The sequence below is a fragment of the Pseudomonas quercus genome (assembly GCF_012033695.1).
Classification (GTDB): domain Bacteria; phylum Pseudomonadota; class Gammaproteobacteria; order Pseudomonadales; family Pseudomonadaceae; genus Aquipseudomonas; species Aquipseudomonas quercus.
This window is the reverse complement of record NZ_JAAVJI010000002.1, coordinates 299,441-319,106: the sequence shown is the minus strand read 5'-3', so window position 1 is coordinate 319,106 and position 19,666 is coordinate 299,441. Positions and strand designations below refer to the sequence as shown.

12 protein-coding genes are annotated in these 19,666 nt (G+C 60.6%); 2 read left to right on the top strand and 10 right to left on the bottom strand.

The annotated features are described in order from the left end of the window. Positions 1–9 precede the first annotated feature (9 nt). From HBH25_RS04705 to HBH25_RS04660, 10 genes are all read right to left on the bottom strand, one after another. Positions 10–4,284: a DEAD/DEAH box helicase gene (locus HBH25_RS04705; protein ID WP_168082033.1), complete on the bottom strand. Its 4,275-nt coding sequence runs from the start codon at positions 4,282–4,284 to the stop codon at positions 10–12. Positions 4,285–4,334: 50 nt separating this feature from the next. Further along, positions 4,335–5,252, bottom strand: coding sequence for a transcriptional regulator MetR (gene metR / locus HBH25_RS04700; protein ID WP_168082031.1), 918 nt, complete (start codon positions 5,250–5,252; stop codon positions 4,335–4,337). Positions 5,253–5,370: 118 nt separating this feature from the next. Further along, a complete protein-coding gene (locus HBH25_RS04695; protein WP_168082029.1) occupies positions 5,371–5,580 on the bottom strand; it encodes a hypothetical protein in 210 nt (69 codons plus the stop codon). Between the two features lie 203 nt (positions 5,581–5,783). After that, positions 5,784–9,803, bottom strand: a complete 4,020-nt coding sequence (locus HBH25_RS04690; RefSeq protein WP_168082027.1) for a hypothetical protein — start codon at positions 9,801–9,803, stop codon at positions 5,784–5,786. Positions 9,804–9,863: 60 nt separating this feature from the next. Further along, positions 9,864–11,186 (bottom strand): two-component response regulator AauR, encoded by a 1,323-nt coding sequence (aauR, locus tag HBH25_RS04685; protein ID WP_168082025.1) that lies wholly within the window; start codon positions 11,184–11,186, stop codon positions 9,864–9,866. Beyond that, positions 11,183–13,036 carry a sensor histidine kinase gene (locus HBH25_RS04680; protein ID WP_168082023.1) on the bottom strand — a complete coding sequence of 618 codons (1,854 nt, stop codon included), beginning with the start codon at positions 13,034–13,036 and terminating at the stop codon, positions 11,183–11,185. Before HBH25_RS04680 ends, aauR begins: the two co-directional genes overlap by 4 nt. A gap of 97 nt (positions 13,037–13,133) precedes the next feature. Next, the gene (gene glpD / locus HBH25_RS04675; RefSeq protein WP_168082021.1) at positions 13,134–14,663 is read right to left on the bottom strand and encodes a glycerol-3-phosphate dehydrogenase; all 1,530 of its coding nucleotides are present in this window, start codon (positions 14,661–14,663) and stop codon (positions 13,134–13,136) included. Between the two features lie 167 nt (positions 14,664–14,830). Further along, positions 14,831–15,589, bottom strand: a complete 759-nt coding sequence (locus tag HBH25_RS04670; protein WP_168082019.1) for a DeoR/GlpR family DNA-binding transcription regulator — start codon at positions 15,587–15,589, stop codon at positions 14,831–14,833. Positions 15,590–15,669: 80 nt separating this feature from the next. Continuing rightward, on the bottom strand, positions 15,670–17,151 hold the full coding sequence (gene glpK / locus HBH25_RS04665) for a glycerol kinase GlpK (RefSeq protein ID WP_168082017.1): 1,482 nt from the start codon (positions 17,149–17,151) through the stop codon (positions 15,670–15,672). A gap of 46 nt (positions 17,152–17,197) precedes the next feature. After that, entirely contained in the window at positions 17,198–18,061 is an 864-nt protein-coding gene (locus tag HBH25_RS04660) for an MIP/aquaporin family protein (protein ID WP_168082015.1), read from the bottom strand. A gap of 298 nt (positions 18,062–18,359) precedes the next feature. Here HBH25_RS04660 and ybaK point away from each other — a divergent pair, with 298 nt between their 5' ends. Further along, positions 18,360–18,830 (top strand): Cys-tRNA(Pro) deacylase, encoded by a 471-nt coding sequence (gene ybaK, locus HBH25_RS04655; RefSeq protein ID WP_168082013.1) that lies wholly within the window; start codon positions 18,360–18,362, stop codon positions 18,828–18,830. Between the two features lie 38 nt (positions 18,831–18,868). Further along, positions 18,869–19,666: a PhzF family phenazine biosynthesis protein gene (locus tag HBH25_RS04650; protein ID WP_168082011.1), complete on the top strand. Its 798-nt coding sequence runs from the start codon at positions 18,869–18,871 to the stop codon at positions 19,664–19,666.

Genomic DNA, 19,666 nt, shown 5'->3' with positions numbered 1-19,666 from the left:
TTTAACAGGTCAAGGCCGCCGGATCAGTGCTTCCCTGATAGCCGCTGTCTGCTCCAGCCAGTGAACGGGCTTGCCGCCGATCATGGCCGCCGCCGGCACGCCGTCCAGGTACACCAGCCGGTTGGCCGCTAGTGACGGTACTCGTGTACCGGGCAGCAAGGTGCCGCTGAGGTTCAAGGGGTCAATGGCACTTACCGCGATCACACTGCCGTCCAGCGGCCTACGCCTGACTTCACGTAAGAGAGGAATGGCTTCGGGCAGTGCAAAGTGCTCACCTGCCAACCCTTCGATAAAGCGCCCACCGCGTATCTCGCCGCGAGCCTCCAGCCGCTGGAAGGTGCGGAGCAGGTCGCGCCAGCTGGGCAACCAGTCCGCCTCGCACTCCAGCAAGCGCCAGAACACCACGCCATAGCGACGCAGCAGGGTCATGGCCAGGTGTTCGAGTTGTTCGCTGGAGGCCGGCAGGTTTGCCGGGGGGCTTAGCAACGCCCAGCGCCCGGCGTCCTGCATGCCGCCGATAAACGCCCCCAGCCCACGTCGGCTGCTGCGTTGCTGCCGGCTGCTAGCCGGTGTCACCAGGGCGCGCAGCCCTGCGAAACTGTCGGCAGTGACGTGCCCGTTGGCGACCAGTTCGGCCAGTGCGTTTTCCAGCTCTGTGCGTAACAACCGGGCCTGGTCCTGCAACTGATCGAAGAACAGCGCACCGTCCTGCTTCAAAGCTTCTATCACTTTCTGCGCGCGTGGGCTTACGTCGGTACTGCCTGGGTTATTAGCCAAGGCCTGCCATAGCCCCAGATGAGCCCGGGGCAACAGCATGATAGGCATTGTACGCAACGCTGTACCGCTGCTTTTCATGCTGCCGGCGCGCCGTAACCATAGGGTTTTGCCTGAGCGGCAGGCAGCGTCCAGCCAGGTACTGCTGTAGCCCTTGACACGTGCCGGCAGCAAATCGTTTTCCCAAGCACCGGCCGGTGCGTTGTAACCTTCCAGCTGTGCCAGTGCCTGCGCCAAGGCGGCCTGGCCTTCCATGCGGGTAGCGGGGGATACGTGTTGCCAGTCGAACAGGAAACGCGTGAAGTCTTGCAACGACACCGGCTCGATGTCTTTGCGCAGCCGCTTGACCGTATACCGGTGAATACGCGCCAGCAAATGACGCTCGCACCACTGCGGCGTTTCCAGGCCTGGCAGGAAACGGCCTTGCAGCAGGTAACCTTCGGCTTGCAAATGCGCCAACGCCTGCACCACCACCTCGGCTGCCAACCCGAGCGATTGGGCAATGTCTGCGGCCTGCTGAGGGCCAAGCCCCCCCAGCCGGCTACGGATCAGTTCACGCCTGGCAGCGTCGACGTCCCAGCTTTGGATAAAGCCGGGCAACGCTGCCAGGGCGGGTTGCACCGAGCTGTCAGGGTAAGCGGCCTGTACGCACAGCAATCGCTCTCGAGCAAACCACAGGCAATGGTTGGCAGCGATGATCAATTGCCCTGCACGGCCGGTTTTAGCCAGGGCTGCCAACCAACCGGGCCATCCAGCGTGGGCCTGCGCCTCAGCTTGGGTCACCACGCCCAGGCTCATCAAGGCCTCGTGCATTTCATCGGTGTTACGCGGTTGCGGCCACGCCTGTACCTGCACAGCTTCAATGGCCTCAGGTGCCAGCACGCCCAAGTCATCGGTTGATTGCGGGTCGGTCCAGCGGCGGCTCAGCACGGCCTGGGTTCGCCGCTCTTCCAAAGGGGCATTGTCCAGAAACGCATAGGGGCGAGCATTAAGGATGGCCGCCGCTAACGGGGAGGGCGATGGTAGGTCGTGGCTGACCAGGCGTACCTCGCCCGCTTCCATGCGACGTAGCAGTTGCAGCCAGCGGTCGCTGTCCAAGGCCTCGTGCAGGCAATCGTCGAGGGTCTGACGTATCAAGGGGTGGTCCGGCACCTCACGTTCGCCCACGGCGTTTTCCACGCCAGCGGCCTGTCCGGGGAACACAGTAGTGATCAGGTCTTCGCTTTTCATCCGCTGCAGTTGGGGGGCCACCTTGCGCCCGCCTGCAAAACGCGGCAACGCCAGGGCATTAGCCGCATTCCAGCGCCAGCGTACTTTGAATAAAGGCGCCTCAAGCACGGCCTGAACGAGGACCGCTTCGGCAGTAGCGCTGCGCAAGTACCCCCACACGTCATCCAATGTGAAGCGATGTTCGGTGGGCAGCGAAACGACAATGGCATCCTCACTGGCAGCCGCTTGAAGCTCAATGTTGAACGTCTGGCCAAAGCGTTTGCGCAACGCCAGCCCCCAGGCGCGATTGACGCGGCTGCCGAAGGGCGAATGGATAACCAGCTGGGTACCACCAGAGGCGTCAAGAAAGCGCTCCATGATTAGTGTGTCCTGGGACGGCAGGGCGCCCAGCACTTGCCATGTCCGTGCCAGGTATTCCAGCAGTTGCTCGGCGCTCGCCTGGTCCAGCGCCAGCGCCTGGGTCATCCAGGCCCTTAATGGAGCGTGCTGGCCTTCACTCTGAGCCAATTGCTCGTCTACGGCGGCCTGGAGCCTGGCGACAGAACGCGACAGCTCATCACTACGGCCGGGTGCCTCACCAAGCCAGAACGGTACGTTGGGCGGCATACCCTTGGCGTCTTCTACGCGCACGCGCCCACCTTCCACGCGAATGATGCGGTAGGACGCATTGCCTAACTGGAACACATCGCCGGCCAGGCTTTCCACGGCAAAATCCTCGTTGACACTGCCGATGTTCAGGCCTTGAGGCTCCAGCATCACGGCGTAGTCGGCATTGTCGGCAATAGTGCCGCCGCTGGTCACTGCTGCCAGCTTGCTGCCGCGCCGGCCGCGCAAGGTACCGCTCACGGTATCGCGGTGAAGGTAGGCACTGCGCAGGCCCTGGCGGGTTTCATAGCCTTCGGCCAAGGTGGCAATCACGGCCTGGTAATCGGGTTGAGTAAGGTTGGCGTAGGGTGCTGCGCGGCGAAACAACGCGAGCAAGGCGGCTTCATCCCACTCCCGGCAACTGACTTCCGCCACGATGTGTTGGGCCAACACGTCCAAGGGCGCCCGAGGCACCTTCAGTTCGTCCAGCTCACCTCTGCGCACACAGTCCAGCAGGGCTGCGCATTCGATCAGGTCATCGCGGGAGGTGGCGAACAGGCGCCCTTTGGGGGTGCCGCCGACCTGATGGCCCGAACGGCCTACTCGTTGGAGAAAGGCGGCGATGGAGCGGGGCGAGCTGATCTGGCATACCAGGTCCACTTCCCCGATATCAATGCCCAGCTCCAGCGACGCGGTGGCTACCAGCACGCGCAACTCACCCCGCTTCAGGCGCTGTTCGGCGCTCAGGCGCTGGTCGCGCGCAAGGCTGCCATGGTGAGCGGCCACTTGCTGATCACCGAGGCGTTCACTCAGGTGGCGGGCCAGCCGCTCCGCCAAACGCCGGGTGTTTACAAATACCAGCGTGGTGCGATGTTCCTTGGCCAAGGCGGCCACACGGTCGTACAGCCGTGCCCACACGTCATTGGCCATGACCGCCTCAAGCGGCACCGGCGGCACTTCCAGCGCGAGGTCTCGGGGACGGGCATGGCCAATGTCCACGATTTCGCAAGGCTGTTGATGCCCTGCCAGAAATGTCGCTACTCGTTCGATGGGTGTTTGAGTGGCTGACAGGCCAATGCGCCTTAGTGGGCCGCCGCTCAGGGCTTGCAGGCGCTCCAGGCTCAGCGCCAGGTGGCTGCCGCGTTTACTCCCTGCTACAGCATGAATCTCGTCCACGATCACCGTGTGTACACCGCTCAGCATCTGCCGCCCCCCGTCCGAGCCTAGCAGCACGTATAAGGATTCAGGCGTGGTGACCAGAATATGCGGTGGCCGCCGCCGCATGGCCGCACGGTCCTTCTGCGGGGTGTCACCCGTACGCACAGCGGTACGTAGTGACAAGGCCGGTAGCCCCATGCTTTCAAGTTGCTGGCTGATACCGCCCAAGGGGCGCTGCAGGTTGACTTGGATGTCGTTGGACAAGGCCTTCAGGGGCGACACATACACCACCAGCGTGTGCTCCGGTAACCCTTCAGGCGTCAGCGCTTGGCACACCAGTTCATCGAGCACGGCCAGGAAGGCCGTGAGGGTTTTCCCCGAGCCCGTAGGCGCGGCGACGAGGGTAGAGCGCCCGGCACGGATCAGCGGCCAGGCCGCTGCCTGTGCCGGGGTCGTTGCCGGGAAGCTGTGCTGGAACCAGCGCTGTATGGCGGGGTGGAAGGCGCTAAGGGCTGGGTCTGGAAGAGGCAGGTTCATGGCCTCTTTATGAGGCCACCTGCGCGCGCTTGCAAGCGCCGCCTGGTGCGCTATCGAACAGCGCTTACGCCATCGAGGGTCGCGAAGGAGGTGTCCTTGGCCGTCAAGAGAAAGTCGCGCATGAAAGGCGCCTCCAGCATGTCGGTACGCACGGCGGCGTAGAGGGTGGCGAACAGCCCTTTCTCCCCAAGCCGACGGCCTTTCACATAGCCACGTGCACTGTATTCGTGAAGGGCCCAGTGGGGCATGCCGCACACTCCACGCCCGCTGGCCACCAATTGCATCATCATCACGGACAGTTCCGCTGTCCGTACGCTGGCAGGCTCTACATCGGCGGGTTCTAGAAAGCGGGTGAAGATATCAAGGCGGTCCCGGTCAACCGGATAGGTGATCAGTGTCTGGTCCAGCAGGTCTTGCGGTTCGATCCAGGGCTTGCTGGCCAGGGGGTGCTGGTTGCCTACCGCGAGCATGGCTTCGAAGGTAAACAGTGGCACGTAGGTAATCCCACTGAGGTCCAGGGGGTCGGAGGTCACTACCAGGTCCAGATCGCCTCGTGCCAGGGCAGGCAGGGGCGCGAAGGCGAAACCTGAGGCCAGGTCCAGCTCTACCTCCGGCCAGGCGTCACGGAACTGGTCTATCGTGGGCATCAGCCACTGGAAACAGCTGTGGCATTCAATTGCCATGTGCAGACGGCCAGCCGTACCGCCAGCCAGCCGTGCCATGTCCCGCTCGGCAGCGCGCATCAAGGGCAACGTGGCATCGGCCAATTGCAGCAGGCGCAGCCCGGCACTGGTGAAGCGGACAGGTTTGGTCTTGCGCACGAAGAGCGTCATGCCTAGACGGTCTTCCAGCTCCTTGAACTGGTGAGAGAGGGCAGATTGGGTCAAATGTAGCCGCTCGGCCGCTTCCACCAGGCTGTCTGCCTCACGCAACGCATGCAGCGTTCTAAGGTGACGAATTTCAAGCATGCCACACCATGAGCCAAGTTCCTGTTCCCAGAGAAAGGCATGAGTTTGGCTCATGATGTGCAGGATGTCGACCGCTCAAGCTTGTGTGCGCCCTTAAGGCAGGGCGCACACCGAGGGGTCAACGGAACAGCGGTTCGAACAGCTTGGTTGCCAGCTGGCGGCTGATCTCGCCACGCCACACGGCCGCTTCGCCGGGTGCGCCCGTGCCCTGCAAGCGCTGACCTGGCGTTTTCAAGTGAGCAGCGACGAAATCCTGGAACCTGGGCTGTGCCGTTGAATAATGGAAATGAGCATAGCTCCAGGGCTGACCACTGTGACTATCGATCACCTCATATTCCTGCAACCAGTTTCGTGTACGGGGGGTGGTACCAGAGGGCTGCAGCTGTCCCAGTTTACGGATCTGTACCTCGCCTGCCTCGTACAGGTATTCCAGGTGGCCACCCGTTGGCGTTGGGGACGCCTTGCAGTGGGCTATTCTGGCCTGCCGTCCTTCTACTCTGAGCGCCTGCGCCTCTTCTTGCAGGCGCGCTATCACCCCGTGTAGTGCTGGTCTGTATCGGCCGACTGCAGCTGCCGTGCATGGAACTCAAGTTCCTGCCCCTCGCCTGCAAAGAGGTCTTCAAGGTCTGCTGCTGGTGTGTCAGGGCGGGTATAACGGCGAACGCGCTGGCGAAACGCAGGCAGTTGAGCAAGCCGTTCCTCGGCGTGCCTGGCCAGCTCGGCAGCAGAGCGTTGAGGTAGAAACGCAGGCCTTGGGGCCTCAGGTGCCCAGGAACGATCGGCACGCCGTGCCCAGCGTTCGGCCTGGTTGTTGACTTGGTTAATGACAAGCCGGTCGGGCTGGCCTTCTACAGGAGTGCCTACCAGCAGCAGGCCGTCGCCTTCGAACGTCCTGGGCCGCATACGCCCTTGGAGAGGGGTAGCCTGTGCCGGTTGAGCAGGCGCCGCCTGGCGTGATGCCTGCAGTGCTTGCATCAGGCGGTCGGTGTATACCGGGTCGAATTGTTCAGGGTAGCTTAGGGTCAGCCGGCGTAGCTGCCGGGTAAACGCTAGGTTCTCCTCACGCACCTGTCTCAGGAGGCGATCACGCTGCTGAGGACGAAGGTTGATGCTTTCGCCCTGAAAGGCGGATTGAACGACGCGGTCGTAACGCTCCCGCGCAGGTCCATACAGCCGCCTCATGTAACTCCATGAAGGCTTGGTCAGGTCATCTGCCGGTGCAAGGTTCATCAACAACGCTACGCGTATCATGCCTAGGCGCTTTTCTGAAAAGGCTCCCAGGAACTGTTCCTGCTCGGTATGCAGTATCCGTCGATGCTCGGCAGAGGTCACCCGGCGTTGCCAGGTTTTGGCCCGCTCCAGGCAACGCTCGATGAAATCGTACTGTTCCAGAAGCTGGGCCAGCGTCTGGCGTATGGTTTTCATGCCGTTTGCCAGCTCGGGAGGTACAGCGGCTGCAGGGCCCATGCTTTCGTAAAGCCTAACGATCAGCTGCTCCAGCTGAGTACGCTGCTCCAAAACCAAGTCGCTAAGGCGAACAGCTTCCAGGTGGGCCACATTGATCTGCAAATGCGACTTGGCACAAATAGTCGCTGCTGCCCGGCTTTGGTCCAGCCCTGCTTCAGCATGGCGGTGCCCTCGGGTAAACCGGCGAAGGTGATCAAGGCTATTATGCAGCGCAGTGGCCGCATCTATAGTCTCCTGCGCAGTATCCAGAACAGCCTGTGCCGAACCTTGCTGAGCCTTGAACGCGTTTAAAGCCTGCTGACCCCGCGCTTCGTTCTCAACTACCCGCCTGAGGCAGGCGGTAGTCTCCCCTAGCAACTGATGCTGGCGACGGAAGTGAGCATCTGCCCACCACCGTGGCAGCAGGCGGCGCAAGGTGTCTGGCCAGAGCGGGTCCAGACGGTCAGCCAGGTAACTTTGCAGACCGCCACCACCGTGTAATCCGCTATCCACCAAGGTGCCGTAAAGGTGACCATGGGTTTGCCATTGCCCGCTTTCATCCAGCGCCACTGGCTGGAGATAGTGGCGTGTGCGTGTAGGGGCCAACCGCCAGGTATGGTAGGTAGCATCCCATTGAACTCCATAGACCGCACTCCCACGCCGGATAAAATCACCTCCGTTTTCACGGTAGATGCCTTTCCAACGCCCCTCACTTCCAGGCTGAACGTTTAAGCTAACCGCTTGTTCGTAACCCACGAAGCCTTCGTCGGCCCGTCGGGCGCTCCACGCAGATAGGGCCCTTAGCCGGCCGGCACCTTTGAGCCCTTGGCGAAAGTGCCTGGCCTGGGCAGTAGCGCGCAGGCTAGCCGCATGTGAAGCTGCTGCCAGGCCTGCCGGGCCGAAGTCAAAGAGCGCGTCGGCAATGGAGAGCAGCACGGACTGGGTAGCTTCGACACCTGCGATACCATCGCCTTCAGCAAAGGCTCTGCCTGCCTCCACCGCAGCTTCCAGCGCGTCGACCATGGCGATCGCGCTGCCTATGAAAGGTACAACCCCCAGTGCGAGGCGGATGTATCTCACCACGCTTAGTTGGCTGTCGCGGGCGTATTCAAATACCCGGTCGGCGTTGGACGTGGAACTGGCCCTGTGAGCTCGGACATAAAGCCCTAGCTCGGCCAGGCTTTGGTTGCGAACAAGCGATTGATGTGCAGGCCAGGGTGCGCCTGTGTTAATCAGATTACGGAACCCAGTGATCAGCGCCTGGTTTATACGGCTTTCCAGCCATTGGGGATCGCCCTCGACGGCCCGTTCACACAGGTAACGGCGCAGGCGTGCGTCTACAAACAGGTCTTCGAGGGCTTCAACCGCCAGGTCGACACTGGTGTACTGCTTCAAGGCTTTGCCATCGGGTGGGTCGGGCAATACCAGCACCGTAGCCTTGCTGATACGGTCGTGGATCAGTACCACTCCGGCTAACGTACTGCCAGCGCTGTGAGTGTCTTCGTTGAACAGCGTTAGCGATAGCGGCAACAAGGCCAGGTCTAGCCCGTCTGCCCGCCACGCTGCCGGGGTGGTGGCATGCTGTGCCATTTGCACCATGCGTACCCCTTGGTCGTTGAGCCGCCCCTGGTGTTGGGCGATCAGGGCCTGGATGTCCAGCATTAATGCGTACGGACGTTGGAGAATAGCCTCATCCTGGGCATGCGCCTGGAAACGGCCAGCGCGCAGGTAGACATCCAGCAGCAATCGCTCGTAACCCCCTGCAATGTCCAGCGCTGGGATCTGCTCTTGTAGCCAAGCCAGCGTGACAGCCTGTGTGATGGCAGCAGCCTGAGGGTGGTGGGGAGGCTCCACGTGCACCTGGGCAAAGGCCAGGCGCTGGGCGATCACGTCATCGATCTGCGCCAGAGCCAGGTCCTCCAGTGTCAACTGCTCAGTATCCAGAGAGGGGTGAGGTACTAGCCGGCTGGGCGTGCCTGGGGCGCCTGAGCCTGCAATCAGCTCACGTACCATGTCCACCTGCACCGGCAGTGTCAGCCTCACGCGGCAGGGGCGCTCCAAGGCAAAATGGTCGGTCAGGAATTCACTGATCCGGCTGCGGACGTAATCAGCTCGGGCAGGCAGGTCGGCTTGCAGCACTTGCTCACTGTCGCCGATAGCTTGGGCATAGGCCGTAACCAGCCCTGCCAGGCGCAGACAGGTGTCCGCAGGTAAGTTGGACAACCAAGGACGGGCCTGCGCGCCCAGGTGTAGCGACCGACGCGTTTCTTCGACACGTGCCAGAGCCAGCAACCTGGGAGGATTCACGGGAACCGTGAGCAGCTCCAGTGCTTCCATAAGGCGGCGCTCATGGGCCTCTGCGGTATGCGGAGGCTGCGCTTCGGGTGCTGCACTCAATGCGGCCAGATGTGCATCAAGGGTGTCAACGAAGGTGGTCCATGGGCCGGCAGCCAGCGTAACGTGTTGCTCGGCCGAGGGGGCAAGTACGTTGTGCAGTGCAGCTTGAAGGTCGTCAGCGGAGGCATGCGCGCTCCAACCGCCATGTACCCCGAAGCGGTACAGCAGAAGCCTGGGTGGCTGGCTAAGGTCGCTGAGCTGCATCAAGGTAGTCAGTGTCAGCGCACCGTCCCAGAACACCTGATGCTCACTGTCGCTGAGCCTGATTCGGCCGAGCTTGTAGGCTTGTGGGGGCTCTTGCCCGTCCAGTAGTGGCTGAAGGCATCCAACGATGGCGTGGTACTCGCTGTCGGTCAACGTACCCAGGCACTTCTGTACCAAGGCTTCAGCCAGTGCGCCAGACACGTGAACACGGTGGTAGGCCTGTACAAGGTGAGGGGAGTGGCTGGCGGCATGTAGCAGTTGGTCGACCTGCTCTCTGCTTTGCTCATGAAGGGCTTCCAGTGCTTGGCAGGCGCCTGTAAGGGACGCCCAGGCGTGCGGGTCGTCACCCGTCAGGTAGCGCTCCAGTTGACGTTCGATGGGTTGGTGCCATTGGTCCACGCTCTCCCATAACAAAAGCGTAGTGGGCGTGTCTTGAGGCGCTTCGGCCGAAGGTGTGAACGTGTAGGTACTGTCCAGTGAATCAGGTGGGGTGGGTAAAGGCATGCCGTGGCTCTCAGGTATCAAGAAGCGGGCATTTAGGCGCGGAAGAGCAAGGTAGGCGTGTTACTTAATGCTTGGCTCTGTAAGACGGTATTTTTTTACCCTGTCGAACAAGGTGGTCTTGGCCATGCCCAGTTCCTGGCTGGCCTGGCTCAGGTTACCTCCATTGCGGGCCAGCGCATGCTGTAACAGGCTGCGTTCGAAGGCTTCCACGGCCTCGGCAAAGCGCAGCCCCGTGCTTTGCGTGTCATCTTGCCGGAACGCAGGCATGCCTAAGGCAAAGCGTTCAGCGACATTGCGCAGCTCTCGAACGTTGCCTGGCCACCCATGGGTCATCAAGCGTGAGCGTGTCACATCGTCCAGCGGCCGCACGTCCCTGTCGAAGCGCAGCGCTGCCTGTTGCAAAAAATGCTCGAACAGCACCGGAATGTCTTCGCGGCGGCTACGCAGGGGTGGCAGCTCCAGCGTGACCACGTTGAGGCGGTAAAAGAAATCACTGCGAAGGTGCGTTTCATGAGCGCCATGGGCCATGTCAGCCTTGGTTGCTGCAATTACCCGGATATCCACCGCTACAGGCTGGTTGGACCCCAGCCGCTCCAGCGTTCGCTCCTGCAGTACGCGCAACATTCTAACCTGGAGGGCGGCAGGCAGCGCTTCAACCTCATCCAGAAACAGAGTGCCCTCATGGGCGTGCTCAAGCTTGCCCACACGTTGAGACCCGCTACTGGCCTCATGGCCAAAGATTTCGCTGTCGAACAACGGGTCGGACAGCCCACCGCAGTTGAGTGCCACAAAGGCGTGAGGGTGGCGCCGGCTGTAGTCATGCAGGCAGCGGGCAACCAACTCCTTGCCAGTGCCTGTTTCACCGGTGATCAACACGTTGGCGGGTGTATCTGCCACATTGGCGATGGCTGCGCGCAGGGCCTGCATGGCGACTGAGTGCCCGATCAGGCGCTCGTGAAGTGCTTCACGATGCTGTAACTGACGCTGCAAGGACGATACCTGAAGGGTCAACCGGCGTTGCTCCAGCGCCCGCCTTACGGCTTCGACCAAGCGCTCTGACGAAAAGGGTTTTTCCATGAAGTCGTAAGCACCCTGGCGCATCGCGCTCACCGCCAGCGCCACGTCACCATGGCCGGTAATCAGCATCACAGGCAGCGCCGGATCAATGTCCTTGAGCTGGCGGAGCAGTTGCAAACCGTCGATGCCAGGCAGGCGAATATCACTGACTACAATGCCAGCAAAGCCTTGGCTGATACGCTGCAGGGCCAGCTCGGCAGTGGCCACGCCCTCGCTGACAATGTCTTCGAGGCCCAAGGCCTGCTGGCACCCGAGCATTACATGCGGGTCGTCTTCGACGATCAATACAGTCAGCGCAGCGGTCAAGACAGGTTACTCGTGTCAGGCCCTGCACACACTGGCAGGGTCAGGGTAAAGGTGGCGCCTTGGGTGGTGTGTGTATCCAGGCGTAACTGCCCGTGGGCAGCGGCGGCCAGTTGTGCCGACAGTGTAAGCCCAAGGCCAAGCCCGTGCTCAAGAGGCTTGGTGGTAAAGAAAGCTTCGAACACCTGCCCGCGGCGCAGGGGGTCGATCCCTGGCCCGTTATCGCTTACTTGCACGTGATACTGCTGGCCTGTGAGTTGGCCTATTACACGGATACAGGGCTGGGGAACGCCGTCAAGGGCATCCAGAGCATTGGCCAAAAGGTTGATAAGGATTTGCTCCAGCCGTGTAGGTTCAATAGCTAGCCGCGCCGGCACCACGTCGCATGCCAGTGTGACCGGGGAGCCGTCCAGCCGGTGCGCGAGCACGCTGCGCGCGGTTGCAACCGCTTCGCTTACATCGGCCTCGCCGCTAGGGTCGGTGCCTCGGGCAAACGCGCGAAGGCTGGCGATAATACGGCCAAGGCGATCTACCAGCCCGCAGATGGTATTCAAATTGGTGCTGGCAACGTCAAGGCGCCCGCGCTCAAGAAAGCGTACGGTGTTGCCCGATAGGGTCCGCAGGGCTGCCAGCGGCTGATTGAGCTCATGGGCGATGCTGGTGGACATCTGCCCAATAGCGGCCAGCTTGCCTGCCCTGACCAATTCATCCTGGGCTTTGCGCAAGGTTTGCTCAGCTTGACGACGCTCTCGAATTTGCCCTTCGAGGCGTTCATTGCTGTTGCGAAGGTCTTGGGTGCGCTCGGCAATACGCTTTTCCAGCAAACTGTTTGCGGCCTCCAGTGCTTCACGAGCAGCCAACCGAGTGGCGACGACCTTGCGTCGCTCATTGCGCGCAATCAGCAGTATGGCCAGCAAGGCTACGGCAAAGGCGGCCAATACGCCGTGAATGACGGCTTCACGGCGTTGGTCCTTGAGAGGGGTAAGCAGGGTCATGCGCCAACGCGTGTCTGTAATCGGCAGGCTTTGGGCGATATAGCGGGCGGGCCATGTGCGCCCCTCATTGTCATGCTGGCTCAAGGTAAGGCGCTCTACGCCTTCACTGAGCCGCTCCCGCTCTAAAGGGCGCAGCTCGCTCAAGGGGGCGGCGTAATATTGCAGGCTGAGGGCCAGTTGTTCACGGTGCGCAGCATCCAGGGGGGCAATGGATTTCAACCGTCGGGTTGTGTCGCTGGACAAGATAATGATGCCATTTTCGTCGGTGACGAATGCCTCTAGCCGAGCCCGCTGCCAACGTGCTTCCAACGCGTCGAGACGCGCTTTGACCACGGCCACACCAACGATTTTGCCCTGCTCAACCAGCCCGTGGGCAATAAAGTAACCCGGCTCCCTGGTGGTGGTGCCAACCCCGTAGTAACGGCCAGGGCGGCCCTGTACGGCGTCCCTGAAGTACGGCCTGAAGGCCAGGTCTTCACCTATAAAACTGTCGGCAGCCTGCCAATTGCTGCTGGCGACCACACGGCCCTGAAGGTTCATGATAAAAATTACCCGGCTGCCACTGCGCTCTTGCAGGCCCGCCAGGTAGCGGTTGACAGTATCTGCCTCCATTTGGCGTGGTGCGTTGAGCAAATTCAACACGCTCTGCTCCAGCTCAAGGAGGCTAGGGAGGTAAGTAAACTTGTCCAGTTCGCTTTCAACTGCCCGCGCGTGGAGCGCCAGCTGTCGCGCGCCGGTATCGGCCTGGTTGCGCAAGCCAAGGGTTTCGCTCAAGCGATACCCGGCCAAGCCGAAGGTGCCTAGTATCAGCACGGCGAGGGCAAGCAGGGCCCAGCGGCGAAGGTAGGGTAGGTTCACAGAAAGGGGGAATCGAGGGTGGGTGAGTAGGCAGCCATTTCATCATAGCTGCCCACACTCGCCAACAGTGGCATGCCCTAGCATGCCAGAGGGTCCATCAAGCAGCGCGGGTGCCGCTCTCGCTGGTCACAGCCTGAGCCAGGTAGGCAGCCAAGGATTGCTGGGCATCTGCATCAAGGAACAGACCCAGCTTGGTGCGGCGCCATAGAATGTCTTCAGCGGTACGTGCCCATTCTGCCTTGACCAGGTAATCCACTTCACGGCCATAGAGGCCTTCACCAAAGTACTGGCCCAGATCGGCCAGGCGCTGGCAGCCTTCAAGCAGGGTGAAGCTGCGGCTGCCATAGGTGATTGACCAACGGGCGGCGACAGCAGTCGGCAGCCAGGGCGCTTTGGCGACCAGGTCCGCAGCCAGCTGCTGTGGCGTTGTCATGCGCTCGCCCCCTGGCAGTGGCTTGCTGGCTGTCCAGCTGGCACCCATGCTAGGGAAGAATGGCTTGAGCTGGCCCATGGCGGACTCGGCCAGCTTGCGGTAGGTCGTGAGCTTGCCTCCAAAGACGGACAGCAGCGGCGCCTGGCCCTGTTCCTGGGTGAGAGCCAACGTGTAGTCCCGGGTAATGGCAGAAGGGTTATCCGATTCGTCATTACACAGGGGGCGCACACCCGAGTAGGTGCGCAGGATGTCCTCACGGCTCAGCTGATGCTTGAAGTGGTTGTTCACCACGTTCAGGATGTAGTCCGTTTCCTGGTCAGTGATAGTGACTTTGGAAGGGTCCCCTGTGTATTCACGATCAGTTGTGCCAATGATAGTGAAGTTGTCCAGGTAAGGAATGGCAAACACAATGCGCTGGTCGGTGTTCTGCAGAATGTAGGCATGTTCACCTTCATACAAGCGCGGGACAATCAAGTGGCTACCTTGAATAAGCCGTATGCCATAGGGTGAAGCCAGTTTCAGGTCTTCACGAATGAACCGTGCAACCCATGGGCCGGCCGCGTTTACCAAGGCCTTGGCACGAATGCTGTAGAGCTGACCTTCCGGGCCTTCCAATTGCACGTCCCACACACCGCCCACGCGCTGCGCATTGACGCAGCGGGTTCGGGTTTTTACGTGAGCCCCACTCTCCCGAGCAGCGATGGCATTGAGCGCCACCAGGCGGGCATCGTCTACCCAGCAGTCGGAGTATTCAAACCCGCGCTTGAAGTCTGCCTTGAGGGGGTTGCGGGGGCCGAAGCGCAGGCTGCGAGAGCCTGGCAATTTCTCGCGTTTCCCCAAGTGGTCATAGAGAAACAGCCCAGCACGGATCATCCAGGCAGGGCGCAGGTGCGGCTGATGGGGGAGCACAAAGCGCATAGGCTTCACGATGTGCGGGGCCTTTGCCAACAGCACTTCCCGCTCGGCAAGCGCTTCCTTTACCAGACGGAACTCGTAATGTTCCAGGTAGCGCAGCCCGCCGTGGATAAGTTTGCTACTGGCCGAAGAGGTATGGCTGGCCAGGTCGTCCTTTTCACAAAGGAATACCGAGAGCCCTCTGCCAGCGGCGTCAGCAGCGATTCCAACACCATTGATGCCACCGCCAATGACCGCAACGTCGTACAGGTGGTCGGGCGTATGTGCGGTCTCGGTCATGGTGCCTCCAGGCAAATTCGAAATTAATCCGAACATCAAATGTTCACTTTCGAAAATCGTAGCCTATAAAGCGCCCAGCCGCCAGCGCACTATGATTGAAAATCTTCATAGGGTTGGCGAAAAAGAACAATTATGAAAATGCGTGGAACCATTGCGCAGGCGCGTGGTTATACGACTTCGAGCCGAACCTTGTGCTGGTTAAGGTGCTCGGACAGCGCCATAGAGGGGGCACCGTCGGTCACCAGGCAATCGATCAAGCTGACCGGCCCTAGGCGTACCATGGCGTTGCGGCCAAATTTGCTGGAGTCCGCCGCCAGAATTACCTGTCGTGCATTGGCGATGATAGCCTGGGAAACACGGACTTCCTGGTAGTCAAAGTCCAGAAGGCTACCGTCTTCTTCATCAATGCCGCTGATGCCAACCAAAGCGTAGTCAACCTTGAATTGGCTAATGAAGTCTACACAGGCCTGACCTACCACGCCGCCATCCCGGCGCACGGTTCCGCCCGCGAGCAACACTTCGAAATCCTCCTTGCCGCTGAGAATCGACGCCACATGGATATTGTTGGTAATGACCTTGAGCTGGTTGTGGCCCAACAAAGCGCGCGCAATGGATTCGGTAGTCGTACCAATGTTGATGAACAAGGAGGCGTGGTCTGGGACCTGAGCCGCTACAGCTTCGGCAATGCGCTGCTTTTCATCGCGCATCTGGTCGGCACGCATGGCATAGGCCGTGTTTTCGATACTGGAGTCGTAGGCCGCGCCGCCGTGGTAGCGGCGCAGCAGGCCGCCTTCGGCAAGCTGATTGATGTCCCGGCGGATGGTTTGAGGCGTGACCACGAACAGTTGGGCCATCTCTTCGATGCTGACGTAGCCACGTTCTCGCACCAAGTCGAGGATCTGCTGCTGACGGGGGGGCAGGTTCATGGAAGTCCTTGTTGCTTTAACAGAGTGCTCCCATGATGCCGTAGCGCCCCCCCCTTATCCAGCCCGCGGGGGGAGGGGCCTTACTCCGACCAGCCGCGCGTGCGTTCCACAGCGCGCTGCCAACCCTTGTAGGAGGCCGTACGCTGCGCTTCGTCGATCTGGGGTTCGAATGTGCGCTCGATAACGGCCTTGTTACGCAACTCATCAAGGCTGCCCCAGAAGCCCGATGCCAGCCCGGCCAGGTAGGCCGCACCCAATGCGGTGGTCTCGCGCATTTGTGGGCGCTCCACCGGCGTACCAAGAATGTCGGCCTGGAACTGCATAAGGAAGTTGTTGGCCACTGCGCCGCCATCCACGCGCAAGGCGCTCAGGCGGGCGCCAGCATCCTGTTGCATGGCATCCAAAACGTCGCGAGTCTGATAGGCGATGGATTCCAGTGCAGCACGGATGATGTGGTCCACTTTCACGCCACGGGTCAGGCCGAACAGTGCGCCACGGGCATAAGGGTCCCAATAGGGCGCGCCTAGCCCGGTGAAGGCCGGCACAAGGTATACGCCATTGCTGTCCTTGACCTTGGTGGCAAAATATTCGGTATCCAGGGCATCGTTGACCACTTTCAACTCATCACGCAGCCACTGGACGGTGGAGCCGCCGTTAAATACCGCGCCTTCCAAGGCATAGGCCACGTCGCCGCGAGGGCCACACGCCAATGTTGTCAGCAGCCCATGGTTGGACGTTACGGCTTTGCTGCCGGTGTTCATCAACAAGAAGCAGCCGGTGCCGTAGGTATTCTTGGCTTCGCCTGGGTTCACGCACATCTGGCCAAAGAGCGCTGCTTGCTGGTCACCCGCGATGCCCGCAATGTCGATTCCGCTTTTGGTCTGGCCGTACACTTCGGAGGAGGACCGCACCTCAGGCAGCATCTGCTCGGGGATATCCAGCACCTCCAACATGCGCTTGTCCCATTGCAGGGTATGGATGTTGAACATCAGGGTACGCGAGGCGTTGGTGTAGTCGGTAACGTGTACCTTGCCACCTGTGAATTTCCAGATCAGCCACGTATCCACGGTGCCAAACAGCAGTTCGCCACGGCAGGCGCGCTCACGGCTGCCCTCTACATGGTCAAGAATCCATTTCACCTTGGTGCCGGAGAAATACGGGTCGATCACCAGCCCTGTGGTTTCGCGAATGTAATCTTCGAAACCGTCACGCTTGAGCTGCTCGCATATTTCAGTACTGCGGCGGCACTGCCACACCACGGCGTTATGGATAGGGCGGCCTGTGTTTTTATCCCACACCACCACGGTTTCCCGCTGGTTGGTGATGCCTATGGCCGCTACCTGGGCATGGCTGAGCCCTGCCTGGGCAAGCGCCTCTACCATGGTAGCGCTCTGTGTGGCGAAGATTTCCATGGGGTCATGCTCTACCCAGCCTGGCTGCGGATAGTGCTGGGCGAACTCGCGCTGGGCGGAACACACCACATTGGCATCACGGTCGAAAATGATCGCACGCGAGCTGGTGGTGCCTTGGTCAAGGGCAATGATGTAGTGCTTGTCGGTCATGGTGGTAGCCTTGATTGTAGTTGGTCGGGTCGAGGGCTTCGCAGGTTCAGGAGGTGCGAGCATCGGCCTCTTTGGCTGTGTCTTGAACAGGGGGGCAAGCGGGGGCTGCTGCCTGGGCAACAGGCAGGTGCCGGGCCAGCAGCAGGCGATAGCTCGCTGCGCCGAAACAGGCGCCCAGAATAGGCGCTGCAATGGGAATCAGGAAGTAGGGCAGGTCACGACCACCGGTAAAGGCTATCTCGCCCCAGCCTGCAAGGAAGGTCATGAGCTTGGGGCCGAAGTCCCGTGCAGGGTTCATGGCAAAGCCCGTCAGAGGGCCCATGGCGCTGCCGATCACGGCAATGAGCAAGCCGATAAGCAAGGGAGCGAGCGGGCCTCTGGGCAGGCCATTGTTGTCATCCGTAAGCGCCATGATCACGCCCATCAGGATGGCAGTAATGACGGCCTCCACCATGAAGGCACCACCATCAGTCAGCGCAGGGTGGGGGTAGGTGGAAAACACGCCCGCCAGTTCCAGGCTTGCCGCTGTGCCGCGTACCATGTGATGCGCCTGTTCGTATTCGAAAAACAGGTTGGTGTAAAGCCCATAGACCAAGGCCGCGCCGCAAAAGGTGCCAGCCACCTGTGCCAGGATGTAAAAGGGCAGTTTGCGCCGTTCAAAGTCGCCGAACAGCCACAGGGCAATACTGACTGCAGGGTTAAGGTGCGCACCGGATACACCGGCGGTGAGGTAGATCGCCATGCTGACGCCTATACCCCAGATAATGCTGATTTCCCATAGGCCCAAGCTAGCACCCGCGACCTTGAGCGCGGCAACGCAACCGGTGCCGAAGAAGATAAACAGTGCAGCGCCCAGAAACTCGGCCATGCATTGACCGGACAGCGTGGGTTTATTGAAACCTTGTGACATCCTCTACCTCGTTTTTTTGTTGTTGTTCAGCTTGCCGCTGTTTGAACCTGAGCGCAGGCCACCCGGCGGTGATTACGGACGCAATAGACAATGCAGAGCAAAAAGGTTCTGTGCTGCATTCGTAAACGAAAAAATATAACCATAAAATGAGTCTGTAAAGATCGGAATCGAACGTTTCATGCGCATTGGTTTGCAAAACGGAGCACGGCACTGGATTTCTCTGGCTTCTATGCCTGAGCGCTTGGCCGGTTTTGGATATAAGCTACGCATAACCTAACGCCACTGCTGAACTCTGCGCATGACACCTGCCATCGACCTGTTGAAACAGCATCGAGCCGCCCACCGGGTTCATGCGTACGAGCACGATCCCAAGGCGGCCTCCTATGGGCTTGAGGCCGCCGAGAAGCTGGCGCTGCAGCCTGAGCAGGTATTCAAGACCCTATTGGCGGCCAGTGAGCGAAACGAGCTGGTAGTGGCGATAGTGCCGGTGGCAGGTAGCCTGGATCTGAAGGCACTTGCACAGGCCGCCGGGGTTAAAAAGTGCGAAATGGCAGACCCTTTACAGGCCCAGCGAGCTACCGGCTACCTGCTTGGGGGCATCAGCCCGCTGGGGCAGAAAAAACGGCTGCGCACGTTTATAGACAGTACTGCTCAACAGGTTGAAACCGTATTCGTCAGCGCGGGCAGGCGTGGGCTTGAAGTGGAGTTGACAGCAACGGTGCTAGCCGAGCTGACCAATGCCACCTTCGCAGCGATTGGAAAAAGCTAGCGGTCTCGGGTGTTGTTATCCGTCAAAGGAAGTGGCCAATGCATCTTGACTACCATCAGGTCGACGCTTTCGCGGACCGCCCGTTCAGTGGCAACCCTACTATTGTGTATCGCTTGGAGCACTGGCTGGCCGATGAGCGCCTGCAGCGGATCGCCACCGAGCATAACCTGTCGCAAACGGCTTTCGTGGTGCGAGAGGGGCCTGCATGGCACATCCGTTCTTTCACCCCTGTTACTGAAGTGCCGCTAAGCGGCCACGCTACGCTGGCGGCAGCCCATGTATTGCATCTTATCTATGCGGAGGCAAATGACACCCTGCTATTTACCAGCCGCGCCGGCCCGCTCACCGTGACGCGGGACAATGACCGGCTGTGGCTGGACCTGATGGCCCAGTACCCTGACGAAGAAGGTGTGAGCCTGGAGGTACAGCGGGCATTAGGCGTCGAGGTCATCGATGTGCTTGGGGCCAACGAGCTGTTTGTAGTGCTGGAATCCGAGCAGGCTGTACGCCGGTGCAAACCTGACCTTACGGCCCTTTCAAAACTGATGTGGGCAGGCGTGGTGATCACAGCCCGTGGCGAGCAACAGGATTTCGTCTCCAGGTTCTTTGCACCGCAGCTGGGTATTCCCGAGGACGCCGTTACAGCGACGACACACTGCAGCCTGGTCCCTTATTGGGCCCGCCGCCTGAAAAAGAACGCCTTGAGTGCCTACCAGTGCTCTCGCCGTGGCGGGCACCTGGCGTGTCGGCTGGAGGGTGACCGTGTCCATGTAGGCGGGCAGGCCACGCTCATGGCGTCAGGGCGGTTGCTCACAGGCCTCGTTGGGGACCCTTGA

Coding starts and splice junctions, on each gene's coding strand:
- HBH25_RS04650 (WP_168082011.1), top strand. CDS start 18,869: ATGCATCTTGACTACCATCAGGTCGACGCTTTCGCGGACCGCCCGTTC.
- ybaK (WP_168082013.1), top strand. CDS start 18,360: ATGACACCTGCCATCGACCTGTTGAAACAGCATCGAGCCGCCCACCGG.
- HBH25_RS04670 (WP_168082019.1), bottom strand. CDS start 15,589: ATGAACCTGCCCCCCCGTCAGCAGCAGATCCTCGACTTGGTGCGAGAA.
- HBH25_RS04690 (WP_168082027.1), bottom strand. CDS start 9,803: ATGCCTTTACCCACCCCACCTGATTCACTGGACAGTACCTACACGTTC.
- HBH25_RS04660 (WP_168082015.1), bottom strand. CDS start 18,061: ATGTCACAAGGTTTCAATAAACCCACGCTGTCCGGTCAATGCATGGCC.
- metR (WP_168082031.1), bottom strand. CDS start 5,252: ATGCTTGAAATTCGTCACCTTAGAACGCTGCATGCGTTGCGTGAGGCA.
- HBH25_RS04705 (WP_168082033.1), bottom strand. CDS start 4,284: ATGAACCTGCCTCTTCCAGACCCAGCCCTTAGCGCCTTCCACCCCGCC.
- glpD (WP_168082021.1), bottom strand. CDS start 14,663: ATGACCGAGACCGCACATACGCCCGACCACCTGTACGACGTTGCGGTC.
- glpK (WP_168082017.1), bottom strand. CDS start 17,151: ATGACCGACAAGCACTACATCATTGCCCTTGACCAAGGCACCACCAGC.